The sequence below is a fragment of the Serratia sp. 4542 genome (assembly GCF_016805595.1).
Lineage (GTDB): Bacteria > Pseudomonadota > Gammaproteobacteria > Enterobacterales > Enterobacteriaceae > Serratia > Serratia nevei.
The window spans coordinates 325,593-346,263 of record NZ_RXKV01000013.1; the positions used below are offsets into that span (position 1 = coordinate 325,593).

The 20,671-nt window shown below is 60.9% G+C and carries 20 protein-coding genes; 11 read left to right on the plus strand and 9 right to left on the minus strand.

Going from position 1 to position 20,671, the window contains the following annotated elements:
* Nucleotide 1: 1 nt before the first annotated feature.
* The 4 genes from ftsQ (at nucleotide 2) to lpxC (ending at nucleotide 4,356) form a co-directional block, all read left to right on the plus strand.
* Complete coding sequence (gene ftsQ, locus EKL15_RS20830; RefSeq protein ID WP_004932761.1) at nucleotides 2–853, plus strand: cell division protein FtsQ; 852 nt, start codon at nucleotides 2–4, stop codon at nucleotides 851–853.
* Nucleotides 850–2,106, plus strand: coding sequence for a cell division protein FtsA (gene ftsA, locus EKL15_RS20835; RefSeq protein ID WP_004932758.1), 1,257 nt, complete (start codon nucleotides 850–852; stop codon nucleotides 2,104–2,106). Before ftsQ ends, ftsA begins: the two co-directional genes overlap by 4 nt.
* 74 nt (nucleotides 2,107–2,180) lie before the next feature.
* The gene (gene ftsZ / locus EKL15_RS20840; protein ID WP_004932757.1) at nucleotides 2,181–3,335 is read left to right on the plus strand and encodes a cell division protein FtsZ; all 1,155 of its coding nucleotides are present in this window, start codon (nucleotides 2,181–2,183) and stop codon (nucleotides 3,333–3,335) included.
* 103 nt (nucleotides 3,336–3,438) lie between these two features.
* Nucleotides 3,439–4,356: a UDP-3-O-acyl-N-acetylglucosamine deacetylase gene (lpxC, locus tag EKL15_RS20845; protein ID WP_004932754.1), complete on the plus strand. Its 918-nt coding sequence runs from the start codon at nucleotides 3,439–3,441 to the stop codon at nucleotides 4,354–4,356.
* Nucleotides 4,357–4,460: 104 nt separating this feature from the next.
* Here the strand turns inward: lpxC and EKL15_RS20850 are convergent, their stop codons facing one another.
* The gene (locus EKL15_RS20850) at nucleotides 4,461–4,976 is read right to left on the minus strand and encodes a DUF721 domain-containing protein (protein WP_033637110.1); all 516 of its coding nucleotides are present in this window, start codon (nucleotides 4,974–4,976) and stop codon (nucleotides 4,461–4,463) included.
* A 26-nt stretch (nucleotides 4,977–5,002) separates the two neighbouring features.
* Between EKL15_RS20850 and secM the strand changes: the two genes are divergently transcribed.
* From secM to mutT, 3 genes are all read left to right on the plus strand, one after another.
* On the plus strand, nucleotides 5,003–5,533 hold the full coding sequence (secM, locus tag EKL15_RS20855) for a secA translation cis-regulator SecM (protein WP_038873490.1): 531 nt from the start codon (nucleotides 5,003–5,005) through the stop codon (nucleotides 5,531–5,533).
* A gap of 82 nt (nucleotides 5,534–5,615) precedes the next feature.
* Nucleotides 5,616–8,324 carry a preprotein translocase subunit SecA gene (gene secA, locus EKL15_RS20860; protein WP_038873493.1) on the plus strand — a complete coding sequence of 903 codons (2,709 nt, stop codon included), beginning with the start codon at nucleotides 5,616–5,618 and terminating at the stop codon, nucleotides 8,322–8,324.
* A gap of 80 nt (nucleotides 8,325–8,404) precedes the next feature.
* A complete protein-coding gene (mutT, locus tag EKL15_RS20865) occupies nucleotides 8,405–8,809 on the plus strand; it encodes an 8-oxo-dGTP diphosphatase MutT (RefSeq protein ID WP_060440772.1) in 405 nt (134 codons plus the stop codon).
* A gap of 39 nt (nucleotides 8,810–8,848) precedes the next feature.
* Here the strand turns inward: mutT and yacG are convergent, their stop codons facing one another.
* Genes yacG through coaE form a run of 3 tightly spaced genes read right to left on the minus strand, consistent with a single transcriptional unit; the run spans nucleotide 8,849 to nucleotide 10,464 of the window.
* The gene (yacG, locus tag EKL15_RS20870; protein ID WP_004932737.1) at nucleotides 8,849–9,040 is read right to left on the minus strand and encodes a DNA gyrase inhibitor YacG; all 192 of its coding nucleotides are present in this window, start codon (nucleotides 9,038–9,040) and stop codon (nucleotides 8,849–8,851) included.
* 51 nt (nucleotides 9,041–9,091) lie between these two features.
* Nucleotides 9,092–9,844, minus strand: a complete 753-nt coding sequence (gene zapD, locus EKL15_RS20875) for a cell division protein ZapD (RefSeq protein ID WP_038873498.1) — start codon at nucleotides 9,842–9,844, stop codon at nucleotides 9,092–9,094.
* Nucleotides 9,845–9,849: 5 nt separating this feature from the next.
* The gene (gene coaE / locus EKL15_RS20880) at nucleotides 9,850–10,464 is read right to left on the minus strand and encodes a dephospho-CoA kinase (RefSeq protein WP_100396053.1); all 615 of its coding nucleotides are present in this window, start codon (nucleotides 10,462–10,464) and stop codon (nucleotides 9,850–9,852) included.
* A 362-nt stretch (nucleotides 10,465–10,826) separates the two neighbouring features.
* On the opposite strand from coaE, the gene EKL15_RS20885 reads away from it, so the two are divergent.
* Nucleotides 10,827–11,870: a GMP reductase gene (locus EKL15_RS20885; RefSeq protein ID WP_015376656.1), complete on the plus strand. Its 1,044-nt coding sequence runs from the start codon at nucleotides 10,827–10,829 to the stop codon at nucleotides 11,868–11,870.
* A gap of 52 nt (nucleotides 11,871–11,922) precedes the next feature.
* Here EKL15_RS20885 and hofC read toward each other — a convergent pair whose 3' ends face one another.
* The 4 genes from hofC to nadC form a co-directional block, all read right to left on the minus strand.
* Nucleotides 11,923–13,122, minus strand: a complete 1,200-nt coding sequence (gene hofC / locus EKL15_RS20890) for a protein transport protein HofC (RefSeq protein ID WP_100396054.1) — start codon at nucleotides 13,120–13,122, stop codon at nucleotides 11,923–11,925.
* Nucleotides 13,119–14,561 (minus strand): type II secretion system protein GspE, encoded by a 1,443-nt coding sequence (gene gspE, locus EKL15_RS20895; protein ID WP_084826848.1) that lies wholly within the window; start codon nucleotides 14,559–14,561, stop codon nucleotides 13,119–13,121. Before gspE ends, hofC begins: the two co-directional genes overlap by 4 nt.
* Before the next feature lie 5 nt (nucleotides 14,562–14,566).
* Nucleotides 14,567–15,004, minus strand: a complete 438-nt coding sequence (gene ppdD / locus EKL15_RS20900) for a prepilin peptidase-dependent pilin (RefSeq protein ID WP_084826847.1) — start codon at nucleotides 15,002–15,004, stop codon at nucleotides 14,567–14,569.
* A 190-nt stretch (nucleotides 15,005–15,194) separates the two neighbouring features.
* The gene (gene nadC, locus EKL15_RS20905; RefSeq protein WP_100396055.1) at nucleotides 15,195–16,085 is read right to left on the minus strand and encodes a carboxylating nicotinate-nucleotide diphosphorylase; all 891 of its coding nucleotides are present in this window, start codon (nucleotides 16,083–16,085) and stop codon (nucleotides 15,195–15,197) included.
* 84 nt (nucleotides 16,086–16,169) lie between these two features.
* Here nadC and ampD point away from each other — a divergent pair, with 84 nt between their 5' ends.
* Together ampD and ampE are read left to right on the plus strand one after the other, a co-directional pair.
* Nucleotides 16,170–16,766 carry a 1,6-anhydro-N-acetylmuramyl-L-alanine amidase AmpD gene (gene ampD, locus EKL15_RS20910; RefSeq protein ID WP_100396056.1) on the plus strand — a complete coding sequence of 199 codons (597 nt, stop codon included), beginning with the start codon at nucleotides 16,170–16,172 and terminating at the stop codon, nucleotides 16,764–16,766.
* Complete coding sequence (ampE, locus tag EKL15_RS20915; protein WP_033631795.1) at nucleotides 16,766–17,620, plus strand: beta-lactamase regulator AmpE; 855 nt, start codon at nucleotides 16,766–16,768, stop codon at nucleotides 17,618–17,620. Before ampD ends, ampE begins: the two co-directional genes overlap by 1 nt.
* Nucleotides 17,621–17,680: 60 nt before the next feature.
* On the opposite strand, the gene hemL is transcribed toward ampE, so the two are convergent.
* Nucleotides 17,681–18,970 (minus strand): glutamate-1-semialdehyde 2,1-aminomutase, encoded by a 1,290-nt coding sequence (gene hemL, locus EKL15_RS20920; protein WP_100396057.1) that lies wholly within the window; start codon nucleotides 18,968–18,970, stop codon nucleotides 17,681–17,683.
* A gap of 174 nt (nucleotides 18,971–19,144) precedes the next feature.
* On the opposite strand from hemL, the gene clcA reads away from it, so the two are divergent.
* Nucleotides 19,145–20,584 (plus strand): H(+)/Cl(-) exchange transporter ClcA, encoded by a 1,440-nt coding sequence (clcA, locus tag EKL15_RS20925; protein WP_100396058.1) that lies wholly within the window; start codon nucleotides 19,145–19,147, stop codon nucleotides 20,582–20,584.
* The last annotated feature ends 87 nt before the right edge of the window (nucleotides 20,585–20,671 follow it).

The window sequence follows — 20,671 nt, forward strand, 5'->3', positions numbered from 1 at the left end:
TATGTCGCAAGCTGCCCTGAATGCGCGCGATCGCGAGGTGGATAACGGCCCGCGCCGCAGCAATGGAACCCAGTTGGCGGGAATGATTTTCCTGCTGATGGTGTTGGGAACGGTCGTGTGGAGCGGTTGGGCGGTGCTTGGCTGGATGAAAGACGCCAGTCGCCTGCCGCTCTCAAGGCTGGTGGTGACCGGCGAACGCCACTACACCACCAACGATGATATTCGTCAGGCGATCCTGGCGCTGGGCGCGCCCGGCACCTTTATGACGCAGGATGTGGACGTCATCCAGCAGCAGATCGAACGTCTGCCGTGGATCAAGCAGGCCAGCGTGCGCAAACAATGGCCGGATGAGCTGAAGATCCATCTGGTGGAGTACGTCCCGGTGGCGCGCTGGAACGATTTGCACATGGTGGACGCCGAAGGTAAAGCGTTCAGCGTGCCGGCGGAGCGGGCGGGCAAACAGAAGTTGCCGCTGCTCTACGGGCCGGAAGGGAGCGAGCAGGATGTGCTGGAAGGCTATCGGGCGATGAGCGCCACGTTGGCGGCCAGCAAATATACGCTGAAAATGGCGGCGATGACCGCGCGCCATTCCTGGCAGCTGGCGCTGGACAACGATGTCCGGCTTGAGCTGGGGCGCGATGACCGCAACGGGCGTTTGCAGCGGTTTATCGAGCTTTACCCGGTATTGCAGCAGCAGGGCCAGGCGGAGAGCAAGCGTGTCAGCTATGTCGATCTGCGCTACGAGTCTGGCGCTTCGGTAGGGTGGGCTCCGGTGTTGGTCGATCCGCAGGCGCTTGGCGGTCAGCAAAACAGTAATCAGCAACAGAATCAGGCACAGGCAAAACAACAATGATCAAGTCGACGGACAGAAAACTGGTAGTTGGACTGGAGATCGGTACTGCAAAAGTCTCCGCGTTGGTAGGGGAAGTTCTGCCCGATGGCATGGTCAACATTATCGGGGTGGGCAGCTGCCCGTCTCGCGGCATGGATAAGGGTGGCGTAAACGACCTGGAGTCGGTGGTGAAGTGCGTACAGCGCGCCATCGATCAGGCCGAGCTGATGGCGGACTGCCAGATCTCCTCGGTGTACCTGGCGCTGTCGGGCAAACACATCAGCTGCCAGAACGAAATCGGCATGGTGCCGATCTCGGAAGAGGAAGTGACGCAGGACGACGTGGAGAACGTGGTGCACACCGCCAAATCGGTGCGCGTGCGCGACGAACACCGCATTCTGCACGTGATTCCTCAGGAATACGCCATCGATTATCAGGAAGGCATCAAAAACCCGGTTGGGCTGTCCGGCGTGCGCATGCAGGCCAAGGTGCATCTGATTACCTGCCATAACGATATGGCGAAGAACATCGTCAAGGCCGTGGAACGTTGCGGCCTGAAAGTTGACCAACTTATTTTCGCCGGTCTGGCCGCGAGCTACGCGGTGCTGACTGAAGATGAACGCGAACTCGGCGTTTGCGTGGTGGATATCGGCGGCGGCACCATGGATATGGCGGTGTACACCGGCGGTGCGCTGCGCCACACCAAAGTGATCCCTTATGCCGGGAACGTGGTCACCAGCGATATCGCCTACGCCTTCGGCACGCCGCCGACCGACGCGGAAGCGATTAAAGTTCGACACGGCTGTGCGCTTGGGTCGATTGTTAGCAAGGATGAGAATGTAGAGGTGCCTAGCGTCGGGGGACGTCCTCCGCGCAGTCTGCAAAGACAGACGCTGGCTGAAGTCATTGAGCCACGCTACACCGAACTGTTGAATCTGGTTAACGATGAAATTTTGCAATTGCAGGAGCAACTGCGTCAGCAAGGGGTGAAGCATCATCTGGCAGCCGGTATCGTGCTGACCGGTGGCGCCGCCCAGATTGATGGCCTGGCAGCCTGTGCGCAACGGGTGTTCCACACCCAGGTACGCATCGGCCAACCCTTGAACATCACGGGTCTGACGGATTATGCGCAGGAGCCTTACTACTCTACAGCGGTAGGTCTGCTGCACTATGGAAAAGAGTCTCACCTGAGCGGTGAGACGGAAGTAGAAAAACGCGCCTCGGTGGGCAATTGGTTTAAACGCATCAATAGCTGGCTGAGAAAAGAGTTTTAATGTTTCAACAAAGAGATCATGCTGAGTAATCTTTTTATGATCTCGCAGCGACAGGCACAAAACGGAGAGAAACTATGTTTGAACCAATGGAACTAACCAATGACGCGGTGATTAAAGTCATCGGCGTCGGCGGCGGCGGTGGCAATGCCGTTGAACACATGGTGCGCGAGCGCATCGAAGGTGTTGAATTCTTCGCTGTGAACACGGACGCCCAGGCGCTCCGCAAAACGGCGGTTGGCCAAACCATCCAGATCGGTAGCGGTATTACCAAAGGTCTGGGTGCGGGCGCGAACCCGGAAGTGGGTCGCAATTCAGCGGAAGAAGACCGCGAAGCCCTGCGCGCAGCGCTGGACGGCGCAGACATGGTCTTCATCGCGGCCGGCATGGGCGGCGGTACCGGTACCGGTGCGGCGCCAGTGGTGGCTGAAGTGGCTAAAGATTTGGGTATTCTGACCGTGGCCGTGGTGACCAAGCCTTTCAACTTCGAAGGCAAGAAGCGCATGGCATTCGCGGAGCAGGGTATCGCTGAGCTGTCCAAACACGTGGACTCGCTGATCACCATCCCGAACGATAAATTGCTGAAAGTTCTGGGTCGCGGCATCTCTCTGCTGGACGCGTTCGGCGCGGCCAACGACGTGCTGAAAGGCGCGGTGCAGGGTATCGCCGAGCTGATCACCCGTCCGGGCCTGATGAACGTCGACTTCGCCGACGTGCGCACCGTGATGTCCGAAATGGGCTACGCGATGATGGGTTCCGGCGTGGCTTGCGGTGAAGACCGTGCCGAAGAAGCGGCCGAAATGGCGATCTCCAGCCCACTGCTGGAAGACATCGACCTGTCCGGCGCGCGCGGCGTGCTGGTCAACATCACCGCCGGCTTCGACCTGCGTCTGGATGAGTTCGAAACCGTGGGTAACACCATCCGTGCGTTCGCGTCCGACAACGCTACCGTGGTTATCGGTACCTCGCTGGATCCGGAAATGAACGACGAACTGCGCGTAACCGTGGTTGCAACCGGTATCGGTATGGACAAACGTCCTGAAATCACCCTGGTGACCAATAAGCAGGCCAGCCAGCCGGTGATGGATCACCGTTATCAGCAGCACGGCATGTCGCCTCTGCCGCAGGAAGTGAAACCTGCCGCCAAGGTGGTCAACGACCAAGCTGCGCAGCCGAATAAAGAGCCCGACTATCTTGATATTCCAGCCTTCCTGCGTAAACAGGCAGACTAAGAATATCCTGAGAATTTGGAATCTCCGCTCTTTGTGCTAAACTGTCCCGCCGGCCATGCTGTATGCTTGGCTGGTAGGATGGATAACATTGCGAGATAAAACGATGATCAAACAAAGGACATTAAAACGTATTGTTCAGGCGACTGGCGTCGGTTTGCATACCGGCAAGAAAGTCACGCTGACAATGCGCCCAGCGCCGGCTAATACCGGGGTCATCTATCGTCGCACTGACTTGAATCCACCGGTTGATTTTCCGGCTGATGCAAAATCCGTGCGTGATACCATGCTCTGTACTTGCCTGGTGAATGAGCATGACGTGCGTATTTCGACCGTTGAGCACCTCAACGCCGCGCTGGCTGGGTTGGGCATCGACAACATCGTCATCGAAGTCGACGCCGCTGAAATCCCAATCATGGACGGCAGCGCCAGTCCGTTCGTGTTCTTGCTGCTGGATGCCGGCATCGAAGAACTGAACTCGGCGAAGAAATTCCTGCGTCTGAAAGAGACCGTGCGTGTTGAAGATGGCGACAAATGGGCCGAGCTGTCCCCGCATAACGGGTTCCGCCTGGACTTCACCATCGACTTCAACCACCCGGCTATCGACGCCAGCTCTCAGCGCTATCGTCTCGATTTCTCGGCTGAGTCGTTCGTGCGTCAAATCAGCCGCGCGCGCACCTTCGGGTTTATGCGCGACATCGAATACCTGCAGTCCCGTGGCCTGGCCCTGGGCGGCAGCTTCGATTGCGCTATCGTGGTAGATGACTACCGCGTGCTGAACGAAGACGGTCTGCGTTTCGAAGACGAATTCGTACGTCACAAAATGCTGGACGCCATCGGCGACCTGTTCATGTGCGGCCACAACATCATTGGCGCGTTCACCGCGTTCAAGTCTGGCCACGCGCTGAACAACAAACTGCTGCAGGCCGTGCTGGCCAAGCAGGAAGCGTGGGAATACGTGACCTTCCAGGACGAAGCCGAAATGCCGTTGGCATTCAAGGCACCGTCCACCGTATTGGCGTAAGGTCTGAATTCCTCGCCTGCTGCGAATAACGGCAGGCGCATCCTCTGGGAGCCTGAGAACTCAGGCTCGTGATGCGATCTGATGTTTTGCAGCTGTGTCGCTGATTACTTATCACGACTGGTTGTGTTGGTACCCTCTCCGGCCAATGCAGCCAGCCGTTCCAATATCTTGCGCAGTTTCTCCGGGCTACGGCTCGCCAATCCTCTCAGTTCTTCCGCACTTTCCAGACTCAAATGCCGCATCGGCACGGGTTTTTCCGGCGCTTTCTCTGCGTTTTGCACCTGGTGGCTGCCTTTCGCCATCAAGGCCGGATTAATCCTGATGTCGATCGACGACAATGATGGTAGAATTTGCGCTCGTAGTGCAGACAGCAAAGCGGGTTGTTCGTAGCGCAAGCGCATCATCCAACTGGCATTTGCCGTTTCGAGCACTAAAATACCCTGTCGGAAATTCGCGACGCGGCACCAGGGATGCAGGGGAGCAGGCAACAGGCCCTTCACTGCACGGTTAAGCTTGAGCAGCGCCACCGCGCGTTGCTGGACGTTATGCAGCGGCCCTTTGCTGCCGGCAGACGCGTCGTCGAACAGGACATCTAATAATTGTGGACGGCTATCGCGCATAATGGGCTCCGGCGGATTATAAACTCGTGATCGGTATTCTAAATCGTTGGCGACAATTTGGCAGACGTTATTTCTGGCCCCATCTCCTGTTAGGGATGGTTGCGGCCACGCTTGGCGCGTCTTCCAATTTGCCCGGCGCCCCCGATCAGGCCGCACTGCCGAATACGTCGTCCAGCCTTAACCGGCAAAATTCAGCCAACGGCACCTTCAACAGCCTGGCCCTGCTGCAGGACGCGCACCGTCGCCCTACCTTCAGCGTAGATTACTGGCAGCAACATGCGCTGCGCACCGTCATTCGTCACCTCTCTTTCGCGCTGGCGCCGCAGGCGGTTTATGCGCGGGTGCAGGAGAGCGAAGCCGAAGCCGAACCGCCTTTGCAGGTAGCGCAACTGGCGCTGCTTTCTACCCTCAACGCGCTGCTGACGCACGAGCCGAAGCCGCCGACCATCATTCGCCATACCCACCTTGAGGTGCTGCCAACGCTGGCACGGCACCAGACCGGCCTGTGGGTGGCGCAGGTACAGGGCATTCGCGCCGGGCCTGCCGCGCTCGTCTGACTCCGCCCTCAGGGCACAAAAACCATAAATAATAGCAAGTTGACTGCCGTATTCGGCCGTCATGACAGAGATATCAAACATCATGTTAGTGAAATTATTAACCAAAGTTTTTGGCAGCCGTAACGATCGTACCCTGCGCCGCATGCGCAAAGTGGTTGAGCAGATCAACCGCATGGAACCGGACATGGAAAAACTGTCCGATGACGAACTGAAAGCGAAAACCAACGAGTTCCGTGCGCGCCTGGAGAAAGGTGAGTCGCTGGAAAGCCTGATCCCGGAAGCCTTCGCCGTAGTGCGTGAGGCGAGCAAGCGCGTGTTCGGCATGCGTCACTTCGACGTGCAGCTGCTGGGCGGCATGGTGCTGAACGACCGCTGCATCGCCGAGATGCGTACCGGTGAAGGTAAAACCCTGACCGCGACGCTGCCGGCCTACCTGAACGCTCTGAGCGGCCGCGGCGTGCACGTCGTGACCGTCAACGACTATCTGGCGCAGCGTGACGCCGAAAACAACCGTCCGCTGTTCGAGTTCCTCGGCCTGAGCATCGGCATCAACCTGCCGGGCATGCCGGCGCCGGCCAAGCGTGAAGCTTACGCCGCTGACATCACCTACGGCACCAACAACGAATACGGTTTCGACTACCTGCGCGACAACATGGCGTTCAGCCCGGAAGAGCGCGTGCAGCGCAAACTGCACTATGCGTTGGTGGATGAGGTGGACTCCATCCTGATCGATGAAGCGCGTACGCCGCTGATCATCTCCGGCCCGGCTGAAGATAGCTCCGAGATGTACATCAAGGTCAACAAGCTGATCCCTAAACTGATTCGCCAGGAAAAAGAAGACTCCGACACCTTCAAGGGTGAAGGGCACTTCTCGGTGGATGAGAAGGCGCGTCAGGTCCACCTGACCGAACGCGGCCTGATCCTGATCGAAGAGATGCTGGTGGAAGCCGGCATCATGGATGAGGGCGAATCGCTGTACTCGCCGACCAACATCATGCTGATGCACCACGTTACCGCCGCGCTGCGCGCCCACGTGCTGTTCACCCGCGACGTTGACTACATCGTGAAAGACGGCGAAGTGATCATCGTCGACGAACACACCGGGCGTACCATGCAGGGCCGCCGTTGGTCCGACGGCCTGCACCAGGCGGTGGAAGCCAAAGAAGGCGTGGAGATCCAGAACGAGAACCAGACGCTGGCTTCGATCACCTTCCAGAACTACTTCCGTCTGTACGAGAAGCTGGCCGGGATGACCGGTACCGCCGATACCGAAGCCTTCGAATTCAGCTCGATCTACAAGCTGGACACCATCGTGGTGCCAACCAACCGTCCGATGATCCGTAAGGACATGCCGGATCTGGTGTACATGACCGAGAAAGAGAAGATCGGCGCCATTATCGAAGACATCCGCGAGCGTACCGCCAAAGGCCAGCCGGTGCTGGTGGGTACCATCTCAATCGAGAAATCCGAAGTGGTTTCCCATGAGCTGACCAAAGCGGGCATCGAGCACAAGGTGCTGAACGCCAAATTCCACGCCATGGAGGCGGACATCGTCGCCCAGGCCGGCCAGAGCGGTGCGGTAACCATCGCCACCAACATGGCGGGCCGTGGTACCGATATCGTGCTGGGTGGCAGCTGGCAGGCCGAAGTGGCGTTGTTGGAAGAGCCGACCGAAGAGCAGATCGAAGCCATCAAAGCGGCCTGGAAAGTGCGCCATGACGCGGTGCTGGCGGCGGGCGGCCTGCATATCATCGGCACCGAGCGCCATGAATCGCGCCGTATCGATAATCAGCTGCGCGGCCGTTCCGGTCGTCAGGGCGATGCCGGTTCATCCCGCTTCTACCTGTCGATGGAAGATGCCCTGATGCGTATCTTCGCGTCGGATCGCGTGTCCGGCATGATGCGCAAACTGGGTATGAAAGAAGGCGAAGCGATTGAGCACCCGTGGGTGACCAAGGCGATCGCCAACGCCCAGCGCAAGGTAGAGAGCCGCAACTTCGACATCCGTAAGCAGCTGCTGGAATACGACGACGTCGCTAACGATCAGCGCCGCGCCATCTACAGCCAGCGTAACGAATTGCTGGACGTGTCCGACGTGAGCGAAACCATCGCCAGCATCCGCGAGGACGTGTTCAAGAGCACCATCGACAACTACATTACGCCGCAGTCGCTGGAAGAAGAGTGGGACATTCAGGGGTTGGAAGAGCGCCTGAAGAACGACTTCGATCTGGAGATGCCGATCGCACAATGGCTGGACAAAGAGCCGGAGCTGCACGAAGAGACGCTGCGCGAACGCATTCTGGAGAACGCCAAAGAGCAGTACCAGCGTAAGGAAGAAGTGGTCGGCAGCGAAATGATGCGCAACTTCGAGAAGGGCGTGATGCTGCAGACGCTGGATTCCCTGTGGAAAGAGCACCTGGCGGCGATGGACTACCTGCGTCAGGGTATTCACCTGCGCGGCTATGCGCAGAAGGATCCTAAGCAGGAGTACAAGCGTGAATCCTTCAACATGTTCGCCACTATGCTGGAATCGCTGAAATATGAAGTGATCAGCGTGCTGAGCAAGGTTCAGGTGCGGATGCCGGAAGAGGTGGAAGCGCTGGAACAGCAGCGCCGTGAAGAGGCCGAGCGCCTGGCGCAGCACCAACAGCTGAGCCACCACGACGAGAACGCGCTGGTGACCGAAGATCCGAACGCGCCGGCGACCGCCGAGCGTAAAGTGGGCCGCAACGATCCGTGCCCATGCGGCTCCGGAAAGAAATACAAGCAGTGCCACGGCCGCCTGCAGTAATGCCGGCTGCGATTAATCGATAATACCCAGGGGTTCAGCTTGCTGAGCCCCTGTTTTTTGACACCCATCAGGAGGGTGAGATGAAACATCTGAATATCGCCGTGGGCATCATCCGTAATGCGCAACGGGAGATCTTTATTACCCGCCGCGCCGCCGACGCGCACATGGCCGGATTTTGGGAGTTCCCCGGCGGCAAGATCGAACAGGGTGAAACACCGGAACAGGCGCTAAGTCGCGAGCTGCGGGAAGAGACCGGTATCGAAGCCGAACGTGCCGAACTGTTGGAGGTGGTGGAGCACCGCTTCAGCGATCGCATCGTGACGCTGAATTTTTATCTGGTGGAAGCCTGGGCGGGCGAGCCGTTCGGCCGCGAGGGGCAACCGATGCGCTGGGTTAAACAGGCGGAGCTGCGTGAAGACGAGTTCCCGGAAGCCAACACCGGCATTATTCAGCTGCTGGTGGCGCAGGCGAACGCCGCGCAATAACAAGGTTGGCCTGGCGGGCACCAGGCCAATTGCGGACGATCAACGATCGTCCATTTCACTCCAGTCTTCGCTTTCCGACAGATCGCTGTTGCTCGGAATACGCTTCTCTTCATCGGCCCACTCGCCGAGATCGATCAGCTGGCAGCGCTTGCTGCAAAACGGCCGGAAGGGGCTAACTTCACCCCAAACCACGCCGGTGCCACAGGTTGGGCATTTTACTACGGTCGTCATAACGGTTCCTTACGCCTTCTATCAGTGCTGAGAAGGCTTTCTTGCACAAGTTCAACAACAGGCCAGTTCGAACGTCAGGCGTTCAGGCACCACGCCATTTTCGCTATCCAGCGGCAGGAAACGAATGGCATAGCGGGTCTTGTGGCCGGAAATCTGCGGATAAAGCTGCGGCGCCAGATGGAGGCGCAGGCGCAGCAGATCCGCCCCTTCGGCGTTGTCCTGGAAAAAGCCGTTCAGGCTGATCTGATTGCGGAACGGCCCCGACTGACGGATCAGATCCAACACCATGATCAGCGCCTGGTTCAGCGGATCCAGCGACTGCAGCCAGGTGGCGACGTCGGCATCGCGATCCTGCTGCGGCGCGTGCATCCACATGTGCAGGGTCGGCAGATCGAAGCTGCAGCAGCCGCCGGGAATATTCAGCCGCTGGCGCACCAGGCCGATCAGCCGATCTTCGCGCAGCGCCTGGCCGAGGCGCGGCGCCGCCATCAGCGCCGATGAGCGCGACTTCAACTGGCCGCGCAGCTGGTCGATCAGCGCCATATCCACGCCCGGCACATCGGCCCAGGCCAACAGTTTCTGCTGCTGGCGCTCCAGCTCTTTGAGCAGTTCGGTGCGTACTTCGCCGCGCTCCAGCACGTCCAGCAAGTCGGAGACGGTGCGAAAGAAGGTGAGGGCGATGGCGGTTTCACTCAGGGCGCGTTGGCCGTGCAGCTGTTGCAGCAGAAATTCGATGCGTAGCCAGGTACGCATTTTTTCGTTCAGCGGGTGTTCAAAGAGAACGGTTGGGGAAACATCACTCATGCAGTTTAATCCTGTTGGGGCGCTGTTGCCGCCAGTTCAAGGTAGCGACGATGCAGTGCGGCGACCTGTGGCTCTATCCCCTGAGCGGCGCCGCTGTTGTCAATAATGTCATCCGCCACGGCGAGGCGCTGCCGGCGCGTGGCCTGGGCGGCGAGAATGCTCTGCGCTTGCTCACGGCTGACGCCGTCGCGCGCGATGGTGCGAGCCAGCTGAGTTTCGGCGTCGACGTCGATCACCAGCACCCGATCGGCGCGATCCTGCAGACTGTTTTCCACCAGCAGCGGCACCACCCACAGCACGTACGGGCTGGTGGCCTGCGCCAGTTGGCGCTGGGTTTCACGGTGTATCAGCGGATGCAGCAGCTGGTTCAGCCAGGTTTTGTCATCGGGATGGCTAAAGATGCGCTGACGCAGCGCAGCGCGGTTCAATGCGCCGTCCGGCAGCAACATTTCATTACCAAATCGCTCGGCGATCGCGGCCAAAGCAGGGGTACCCGGCTCGACGACCTGACGGGCGATCACGTCGGCATCGACGAGGGTTGCGCCGTGGCGCGCAAAGGCGTTCGCGACGGTCGTCTTGCCGCTGCCTATGCCCCCGGTCAACGCAACAATGTAGGCCATGGTGTTAGGTGCATCCGATGTTCATAAAAAAATAATAGTCGAATCATAAAGCGATCGCGCAGAAGTGCAAGTCGGCAGGCGGCGCTTGCGCGTCGGCACCGATCGGACGGCGAGAAAAAGCGCAGCGGCACGGCAAAAATGAGCGGGCAATCACACTGCGGTTATGCAGGTAAATTTGTCGGATTGTAGCGTAAATAAAGGCGAATTCGCAGTCTTGTTCGGCGATTATTAGCGCGTATTATAACGTCACTGGAACTGGCATTAATCTCGCCGCCGTCTTTTTGCGCCACTGGAAAGCCGTCGGGCAGAGGTTCGAATATCCTCCTTGCGATCCGTCGCCATTAACCAGGAAATCATAAGTCATGCGTATTGAAGAAGATTTGAAGTTGGGCTTTAAAGACGTGTTGATCCGCCCTAAGCGCTCCACGCTGAAAAGCCGCTCCGAGGTTGAACTGGAACGTCAGTTTACCTTCAAGCATTCAGGTTGCAGCTGGTCCGGCGTGCCGATTATCGCCGCTAACATGGACACGGTGGGCACCTTCCGCATGGCCGAGGCCCTGGCTTCTTTCGACGTTCTCACCGCGGTACACAAACATTACAGCGTCGAGCAATGGGCTGACTTCGTGCAGCGCATGCCGGAATCGGTGCTGCGCCACGTAATGGTGTCCACCGGCACCTCCGAAGCCGACTTCGCCAAAATGCAGCAGATCCTGGCCCTGTCTCCGGCGCTCAAATTCATCTGCATCGACGTGGCCAACGGCTACTCTGAACATTTCGTCGCCTTCCTGCAGAAAGCGCGCGAAGCCTGCCCGAATCACGTGATCTGCGCCGGCAACGTAGTGACCGGCGAGATGGTGGAAGAGCTTATCCTCTCCGGCGCCGACATCGTTAAGGTCGGCATCGGCCCGGGTTCAGTCTGTACCACCCGCGTGAAGACCGGCGTGGGCTACCCGCAGCTGTCGGCGGTGATCGAATGCGCCGATGCGGCCCACGGGCTGGGCGGCCAAATCGTCAGCGACGGCGGCTGCTCGGTGCCGGGCGACGTCGCCAAAGCCTTCGGCGGCGGTGCTGACTTCGTGATGCTGGGTGGCATGCTGGCCGGCCACGACGAGTGCGAAGGCACTGTGGTGGAAGAGAACGGCGAGAAGTTCATGCTGTTCTACGGCATGAGCTCCGAGTCGGCGATGAAACGCCACGTCGGCGGCGTGGCGGAGTATCGCGCGGCCGAAGGCAAAACCGTCAAGCTGCCGCTGCGTGGCGAGGTGGAGTTTACCGTGCGCGATATCCTCGGCGGCCTGCGCTCCGCTTGCACTTACGTCGGTGCCGAGCGCCTGAAAGAGTTGACCAAGCGCACCACCTTTATCCGCGTGGCGGAGCAGGAAAACCGCGTCTTCGGCAGCAAATAAGCCGCACCTTGCATTCGGGCGCAGCGCACAGCGGCGCCCGCTATCCTCTTTTTTATCCCAGCACGCTGCCCAGTTGAAAAATAGGCAGGTACATGGCGATCACCAAAGCACCGACAATCCCGCCCACCACCAGCATCAGCAGCGGCTCCAGCGTTTGCGCCAGCGTATCGGCCAGCTCGTGCGTCTGCCGTTCGTACCACTGCGCCAATTTATCCAGCAAGGCGTCCAGCGAACCGGATTCTTCGCCCACCCGCACCAGCTGCCGGCACAGCGGCGGAAACAGCGATTGCAGGCCCAGGGCATGATGAAACGCCTCGCCGTCGGCGATCTGCCGCTGCACCTGCTCCAGCGCCTGTCGGTACAGCAGATGATCCGCCGCCAGTGCCGCCGCGTTCAACCCTTCCACCAGCGTCAGCCCCGCGCGTTGGGTCATGGTCAGAATACGAAAGGTTTGGCTCAGCGCGCCGCCGCTCACCAGCCGGGCGATCAGCGGCAGGCGCAGCAAGGCGGCCTGTTCACGTCGGCGCCATGGCGGGCGTGGATGCAGCCAGCGGCAATAGCCGAGCAGCAATGCGCCGAGCAGCAGCGCCAAATAGGGGCCAACGGCGATCAGCAGCGCGGACACCCCCAATAACCCTTGGGTAAACCAGGGCAGCGGCGCATCGAACGACTGATAAACCTTGGCGAATTCCGGCAGCACCATCACCAGCATCAGCACGCTGACCAGCAGCGCCGCCGCACAGATGAAGAGGGGATACCGCAGCGCTTTGGTCACTTTGCGGCGCAGCATCAGCTGGGCTTCCTGTTGTTGTGCCAGCTGCAGGCAGCAGCGATCGAGGTTGCCGGTCAGTTCGCCGATGGCGATCAGTTGGCGATAGATAAGTGGAAAAACGCCTGGCTGCGTGGCAAGGGTTTCGGAGAGCGGCTGCCCTTCGCGCACCTGTTCTGCCAACTGGCGCAACAGGCAACGCCAGGCTGCCGAAGGGTGCTCTGCCGCCAGCAGCTGCAACGTATTGACCAGCGGCAACCCGGCCTGCAACAGGGTGGCGAGTTGGCGGGTGAAGTGGATTAAGGGTTCTCCGCGCCACTGGCCGGGCGTGATGCGTTTGCCGTGCCCAATCCGCCAAGGCTGCAGGCCTTGTTCGATCAGCAACCGGCTCACCTGCCGTTTTTCATCGCTCATCAGTTCGCCGCGGCGCAAGGCGCCCTGGGCGTCGAAAGCCTGCCAAAGGAACAGCCGGCGCGCTTTCATGGCGCGGTTACGCCGAGCTGGACGACGTCGATCACGCGGTACAGTTCTTCCAGCGAGGTCGTGCCTTCGCTGGCCAGTGCCAGCCCGGCCTGCAGCAACGAAAGCTGCCCCTGCTCGCGGGCGACATCCGCCAGCAGGCTGGGCGCGGCGTTCGCCAGCAACGCCGCCTGTATTTCCGGCGTAATGGCCAACAGCTCATACACGCCGATGCGCCCATAGTAGCCGCCGAAGCAATGCTCGCAGCCGTCGGCGCGCCAGGCGGTCAGCGGCTCCGGCCAGACCGAGGTAGGAAAATGCGTCGGCTGGCTGTGCGGGTAGCGGCAGTGGCGACACAGCCTGCGCACCAGCCGCTGTGCGATGACCAGCTTCAGGCAGCCGGCGAGCAGGTAGCCGGGGATACCCATGTGCATCAGGCGCGTCAGGGTTTCGCCGGTGGAGTTGGTATGCAGTGTCGACAGCACCAGGTGGCCGGTTTGCGCGGCCTTGACTGCGATCTCGGCGGTTTCCGCGTCGCGGATCTCGCCGATCATGATGACATCCGGATCCTGGCGCAGCAGGGCGCGCAGCACCCGGGCGAAACTCAGCTCGGTTTTGGCGTTGATCTGGGTTTGATTGACGCCGAACAGCGGTATCTCGATCGGATCCTCGACGCTGCACAGGTTGCTTTGCGCATCGTTCAACTGACGCAGACCGCTGTACAGCGTGACCGTCTTGCCGCTGCCGGTTGGGCCGGTCACCAGGATCAAACCTTGCGGGCAGGCCAGCGCCGTCGCGTAGCGCGCCAGATCCGCTCGGCCCATGCCCAGTTGATCCAGCGGCAGCTCCTGCTGCTCACCTTGCTGAACGCGCAGCACCACCTTTTCGCCGTGCAGCGTCGGCAGGGTGGCGATACGCATGGCATAGCGCGCGCTGTCCAGCGTCAGGCTGAGTTGCCCGTCCTGAGGCTGACGGCGCTCGGCAATATCCAACTGGCCGAGGATCTTCAGCCGGGCGATGAGGCGCGCGGCCAGCTGCGGCGGCGGTGAGGCGAGGGTTTGCAGCACGCCGTCGATGCGCAGGCGAATGCGAAAATGCTGCCGAAAGGGCTCGAAGTGGATATCCGAGGCGCGGCGCTGGATGGCCAGACGCAGCGTCTGGTTGATGAACTGCACCACCGGTGCATCGCCGTCGTCGGGGTAGGCGATGTCGGCGGTGTCTTCTTCGGCTGCCAGCGGCGCCGGCAGCGATTCGTGGCGTTGGTTCAGCGCCTGCTCCAGCCTGGCCGCCGGCCAGTGTTCCAGATGGATGCGCTTGCCGGTGGCGAAACGCAGCGCCGCCAGCAGCCCCTGCGGCGCTTCTTCGTTGAGCGCGATCGTGAGAGTGGTCGGGTCTTCGTTCAGCGCCAGCGCCTGATAGCGCCGGCACAGGGCGTGAACCTCTTCGCTGATTTGCGCGTTCATCGCCGTTACTCCGCCGCGTTGTCGAAGCGGAAGACTTCCTGGCACACCTCAACCAGCGTTGCGTTTTCGCTGCTGCACAGCCGGCTCCAGCGGGTCAGCCCATCGGCGTTCGCTTTGGGGGTTAATGCCACCGCCAGCCCCTGCAGCGTTTGGGTGCCGGTCAGCGTGATCACGCCTTTGGCGACTTTCACCCCGCTGACGTAACGCGACGTGCCGCTGGTGGGAATGCCTTTGCTGCCGGCCTCACAGCCGGTGGGGGCGCCTTCGTCCAGCACGCATAGCTCGACCGCCAGTTTATACGGCGCCATGGTTTGCAGCATGTCGGTCATTGCCGCTTTCTGGATGTAGCGCTGGTAGGCAGGGATGCCGATGGCGCTGAGGATGGCGATGATGGCGATCACCACCATCAGTTCTATCAGGGTAAAGCCGCGTTGCGTTTCCATGCGTTGTTTTCTCCATTGGGGTGTGGAAGACAACGGTAGCGGCTTGCTCGGGGGCTCGGCGAGGGGCTTTTGCGCGTTTCTCGGCGCGCTTCCATCAGTAATGATGTCGTTTGCAGCGGTGAAAAAAACGGTGAGAGGAGGTTCGCAATTTTACGGTAACGCCCCCGACAGCGGCCGGGGGCGAGAGGGATCATTTGAAGCGCATCGACAGATCGAGTGCAGTGATGTGCTTGGTCAGCGCGCCGACCGAAATGTAATCCACGCCGGTCTCGGCAAAGCTGCGCAGCGTCTCGCTGGTGACGTTGCCGGACACCTCCAACTGGGCGCGGCCCTGGGTTTGAGCGACCGCCTGACGCATCATCTCGACGCTGAAGTTGTCCAGCATGATGATATCGGCACCGGCATCCAGCGCCTGCTGCAGTTCATCGAGCGATTCGACTTCCACTTCCACCGGCACGTCGGCGTGCAGCCAGAAGGCTTTTTCCACCGCGTTCTTGATAGAGCCGGAGGCGATGATGTGGTTTTCCTTGATCAGGAAGGCGTCGGACAGCCCCAGCCGGTGGTTGCTGCCGCCCCCGCACAGTACGGCGTATTTCAGCGCGGTGCGCAGGCCGGGCAGGGTCTTGCGGGTATCGAGCAGGCGAGTCCGGGTGCCTTCCAGCAGGGCCACGTAGCGGTTGACCTCGGTCGCCACGCCGGAGAGCGTCTGCACGAAGTTCAGCGCGGTGCGCTCGCCGGTCAGCATCACCCGCGCGGGGCCGCGCAGCCGGCAAAGCGGTTGGTTCGGCGTCAGGCGGTCGCCGTCCGCCACCAGCCACTCCACCTGCACCTGGTTGCCCAATTGAATAAAGACCTCATTCAGCCAGCGGCGGCCACAGAATACGCCGGCTTCGCGGGTGATGACGGTGGCTTCGGCCTGCTTGTCCGCCGGTAACAATTGCGCGGTAATATCGCGCCCGGCGTCGACTTCACCCCCCAGGTCTTCGCGCAGCGCCTGGGCGACGGCATAGGGAATATCACTTTCAATTCGTTCAAGAAGCTCGGTGCGGCGACGGTCGGCACTGTAGCGGCGTGTCGGCATGGAAAACTCCGAAATGGACGGTTAGATCGTAGGGGAACATGCTACTCTGTTGCAGGAATAAGTACCACCGCAGAGAGGTGTCTGATGCAGTTGGAAAATGGCTGGATTGTCGGGGTGACGCGAGTGCTCTCGCCGCACTGCGATCGGCGCCCGGATGACGAGCCCCCCTCGCTGCTGGTCATCCACAACATCAGCCTGCCGCCCGGCGAATTCGGCGGCCCCTATATCGACCAGCTGTTCACCGGCACGCTCGATCCCGCGCAGCACCCCTATTTCGCCGAGATCCATCAGCTGCGGGTGTCTGCGCACTGTCTGATCCGCCGCGACGGGGAGATCGTGCAGTATGTGCCCTTCGACCAACGCGCCTGGCACGCGGGCGTTTCCCTGTATCAGGGGCGCGATCGGTGCAACGATTTCTCGATCGGCATCGAGCTGGAAGGCACCGATCTGTTGCCTTACACCGAGGCGCAATACCGCACGCTGCAGGCGGTCACCGCGCTGCTGGCCGAACATTATCCGCCGCTGGTGGCCAATATCGCTGGGCATTGCGATATCGCCCCCGGCCGCAAGACCGATCCCGGGCCGGCGTTCGATTGGGATCGCTATCTGGCATCTCTGGAACAACGCGATGCGCCCGTCGACGCTATGCTTGAGACAAGAAAAAGGGAGAGGAATCGCTAATGACGCTGTTTACGCTGTTGCTGGTTTTGGCCTGGGAGCGCCTGTTTAAGCTGGGAGAACATTGGCAGCTGGACCACCGTCTCGAAGTGGTGTTTCAGCGGCTGCATCGGGTTTCGCTGGCGCAGACGCTGGCGATGACCGCCGCCTGGATGGTGATCGTCTGGGGCGTTCTGTGGCTGTCTCACGGGTTGTTCTTCGGCGTGGTGACGCTGCTGCTGTGGATCGTCATCGATCTGCTGTGCGTCGGCGCCGGCATCAAGCGCAAACACTACCGCGCCTACCTCAAAGCGGCGCGGCAGGGCGATACCCACGCCAGCGATCAGATGGCGGAAGAGCTGGCGTTGATCCACGGTTTGCCGGTGGACTGCAGCGAAGAGCTGCGCCTGCGCGAGCTGCAAAACGCGCTGCTGTGGATCAATTTCCGCTATTACCTGGCGCCGCTGTTCTGGTTCGTGGTCTTTGGACCTTACGGGCCGATCGCGTTAGCGGGGTATGCCTTCCTGCGCGCCTATCAAACCTGGCTGGCGCGTCACAATACGCCGCTGGAGCGTTCGCAGTCGGGTATCGATCATCTGCTGAACTGGCTGGACTGGATCCCGGTGCGTTTGGCCGGGGTGGCCTACGCGCTGTTCGGCCACGGCGAGCGTGCGCTGCCGGCCTGGTTCGCCTCGCTGGGGGATCGGCATTCGTCGTCGTATCAGGTGTTGACGCGGCTGGCGCAGTTCTCGCTGGCGCGCGATCCGCATATGGACCCGGTGCAAACGCCGCGGGCGGCGGTGACGCTGGCTCGCAAGGTGACGATGATCATCGTGGTGGTAGTGGCGCTGTTGACCATTTACGGCACGCTGCTTTAAGCGGCAGCGAAAAACAAAACGGGCGCCGAGGCGCCCGTTTTTTTGGCCATTCGGCCGGGATTACAGCTTGGCGAAGCAGCGACGCGCGGCGTCGATGGTGCGCTGAATGTCTTCCTTGCTGTGCGCCACGGACATGAAGCCCGCTTCGAAGGCGGACGGCGCCAGATACACCCCTTCCTCCAGCATCAGGTGGAAGAAGCGTTTGAAGCGTTCCACGTCGCACTGCATCACGTCCTGATAGCTGGTCACTGTCGGCGCGTCGGTGAAGAACAGGCCGAACATGCCGCCGACGTTGTTGACTACCAGCGGGATATTCTCTTCCTGCGCCGCATGCAGCAGGCCTGCGGCCAGCATTTCGGTCAGTTCGGTCAGCGTCTGGTGCACGCCTACCTGTGATACTTCGGTCAGGCAGGCATAGCCCGCCGCCATGGCGATTGGGTTGCCGGACAGGGTGCCCGCCTGGTAGACCGGGCCGGTCGGCGCCAGCGCGTCCATCACGTCGCGGCGGCCGCCGAAGGCGCCCACCGGCATGCCGCCGCCGATGATTTTGCCGAGGCAGGTCAGATCCGGCTCGACGCCGTAATAGGACTGTGCGCCGGCCAGCGCCACGCGGAAACCGGTCATCACTTCATCGATGATCAAGAGCGCGCCGTACTTGTCGCACAGGGCGCGCAGGCCCGGCAGGAATTCCGGCAGCGGCGGCACGCAGTTCATGTTGCCGGCAACCGGCTCGACGATGATACAGGCGATCTCGGACGGGTACTGCTCGAAGGCGGCCCGCACCGAATCCAGGTCGTTATAGGTGCAGGTCAGGGTGTGCTTGGCGAAGTCGGCCGGCACGCCCGGTGAATTCGGCTGGCCGAGGGTCAGCGCACCGGAACCGGCTTTCACCAGCAGGCAGTCGGCGTGGCCGTGGTAGCAGCCTTCGAACTTGATGATTTTGTCGCGGTTGGTGTAGCCGCGCGCCAGACGGATGGCGCTCATGGTGGCTTCGGTGCCCGAGTTCACCATACGCACCATGTCCATGGTAGGCACCAGTTCGGTGACCAGCTGCGCCATTTTGACTTCCATCTCGGTCGGCGCGCCGAAGCTCAGGCCGCGCTGCGCCGCTTCGATCACCGCGTCGCGGATCGCCGGGTGGTTGTGCCCCAGCACCATCGGCCCCCAGGAACCGACATAGTCGATATAGGCCTTGCCGTCGGCATCGAACAGGTAAGCCCCGTCAGCCCGCTCGATAAACAGCGGCACACCGCCTACGCCGGTGAATGCACGCACCGGAGAGTTCACCCCACCGGGGATCAACTGTTGCGCCTGGGCGTACAGACTTTCGGACTTGCTGTGTAGGCTCATAAATCGGCTCCTGGATTCTCTTTTGAATGATTTGACCGCGCTATTCTAGAGGAGAGCGCCGCGTTATGAAACGATCACAGTCAGATACCATTAACGGCAGCGCCCGCCACCGGGTTGGGGTAGAATAACCGCCTTGCCTATTTGTATTACAAATTACCTGACGAATTACTCGCGATGACGGAATCACAATCACAGCCAGTCGGGACGTTGAGCCCGCGTCTTAGCCGCAGCGATGCGGTGCGTCAGTTTATTCGCCGCGATAAGACCCCGGTGGCGATCCTGGTGATGGCCGCGCTGGTGGGGACGCTGGCCGGTTTGCTCGGCGTGGCCTTCGATAAGGCGGTGGAGTGGGTGCAGCAGCAGCGGCTGGCTTCGCTGGCGCAGGTCGCCGACTCCTGGCTCCTGGTGTGGCCGCTGGCGTTTATCCTGTCCGCCGCGCTGGCGGCGCTGGGCTATTACCTGGTGCGGCGCTTTGCGCCTGAGGCGGGCGGCTCGGGCATTCCGGAGATCGAAGGCGCGCTGGAGGAGCTGCGGCCGGTGCGCTGGTGGCGCGTGATCCCGGTGAAATTCATCGGCGGCATGGGCACGCTGGGGGCGGGCATGGTGCTGGGCCGCGAAGGCCCCACGGTGCAAATGGGCGGCAACGTCGGGCGCATGGTATTGGACGTGCTGCGCATTCGCGGCGCCGAGGCGCGTCATACGCTGCTGGCGACCGGGGCCGCCGCCGGGTTGTCCGCCGCGTTCAACGCGCCGCTGGCCGGCATCTTGTTCATCATCGAAGAGATGCGGCCGCAGTTCCGCTACAACCTGATCTCGATTAAAGCGGTGTTTATCGGCGTGATCATGTCGAGCGTGGTATTCCAGCTGTTTAACGGCCAGGGATCGGTGATCGCGGTCGACAAACTTTCTTCGGCGCCCATCAATACCCTGTGGCTCTATCTGGTGCTGGGGGCGATATTCGGTGCGGTGGGCGTGGGGTTCAACGCGCTGATTTTCCGCACTCAAGACATGTTTGCGCGCCTGCACGGCGGCAGAATGTGCAATATCTTGCTGATGGGCGGGCTGCTCGGCGGCGTGTGCGGCATTCTGGGGCTGATCCAGCCGGAGGCGGCGGGCGGCGGCTTTGGGTTGATCCCGATCGCCGCGGCGGGCAATTACAGCGTCGGCATGTTGATGTTCATCTTTATTACCCGCATCTTCACTACGCTGCTGTGCTTCGGCTCCGGCGCGCCGGGCGGCATCTTTGCGCCGATGCTGGCGTTGGGCACGCTGTTCGGCACCGCCTTTGGGCTGGCGGGGGCGCATCTGTTCCCGCAGTACGGCATCGAGGCGGGCACCTTCGCCATCGCCGGCATGGGGGCGCTGTTCGCCGCTACGGTGCGCGCCCCGCTGACCGGCATCGTGCTGGTACTGGAAATGACCGACAACTACCAACTCATTTTACCGATGATCATCACCTGCCTCGGCGCCACGGTGGTGGCGCAACTGCTCGGCGGCAAGCCGCTGTATTCGTCGATCCTGGCCCGCACGCTGCAAAGGCAGGAGGCGCAGCTGGCGCGGGAAGCGGCGGAGAAAACAGGTAAGGAAAATACAACAAATGCGGTGAATACTTGAACGCAACACTCAGGTATCGGATAATCGTTAATATTAATCAGGCAGCCATAGTCGCGATCTGATGCTGAACAATGTTGGGAGTAAAGA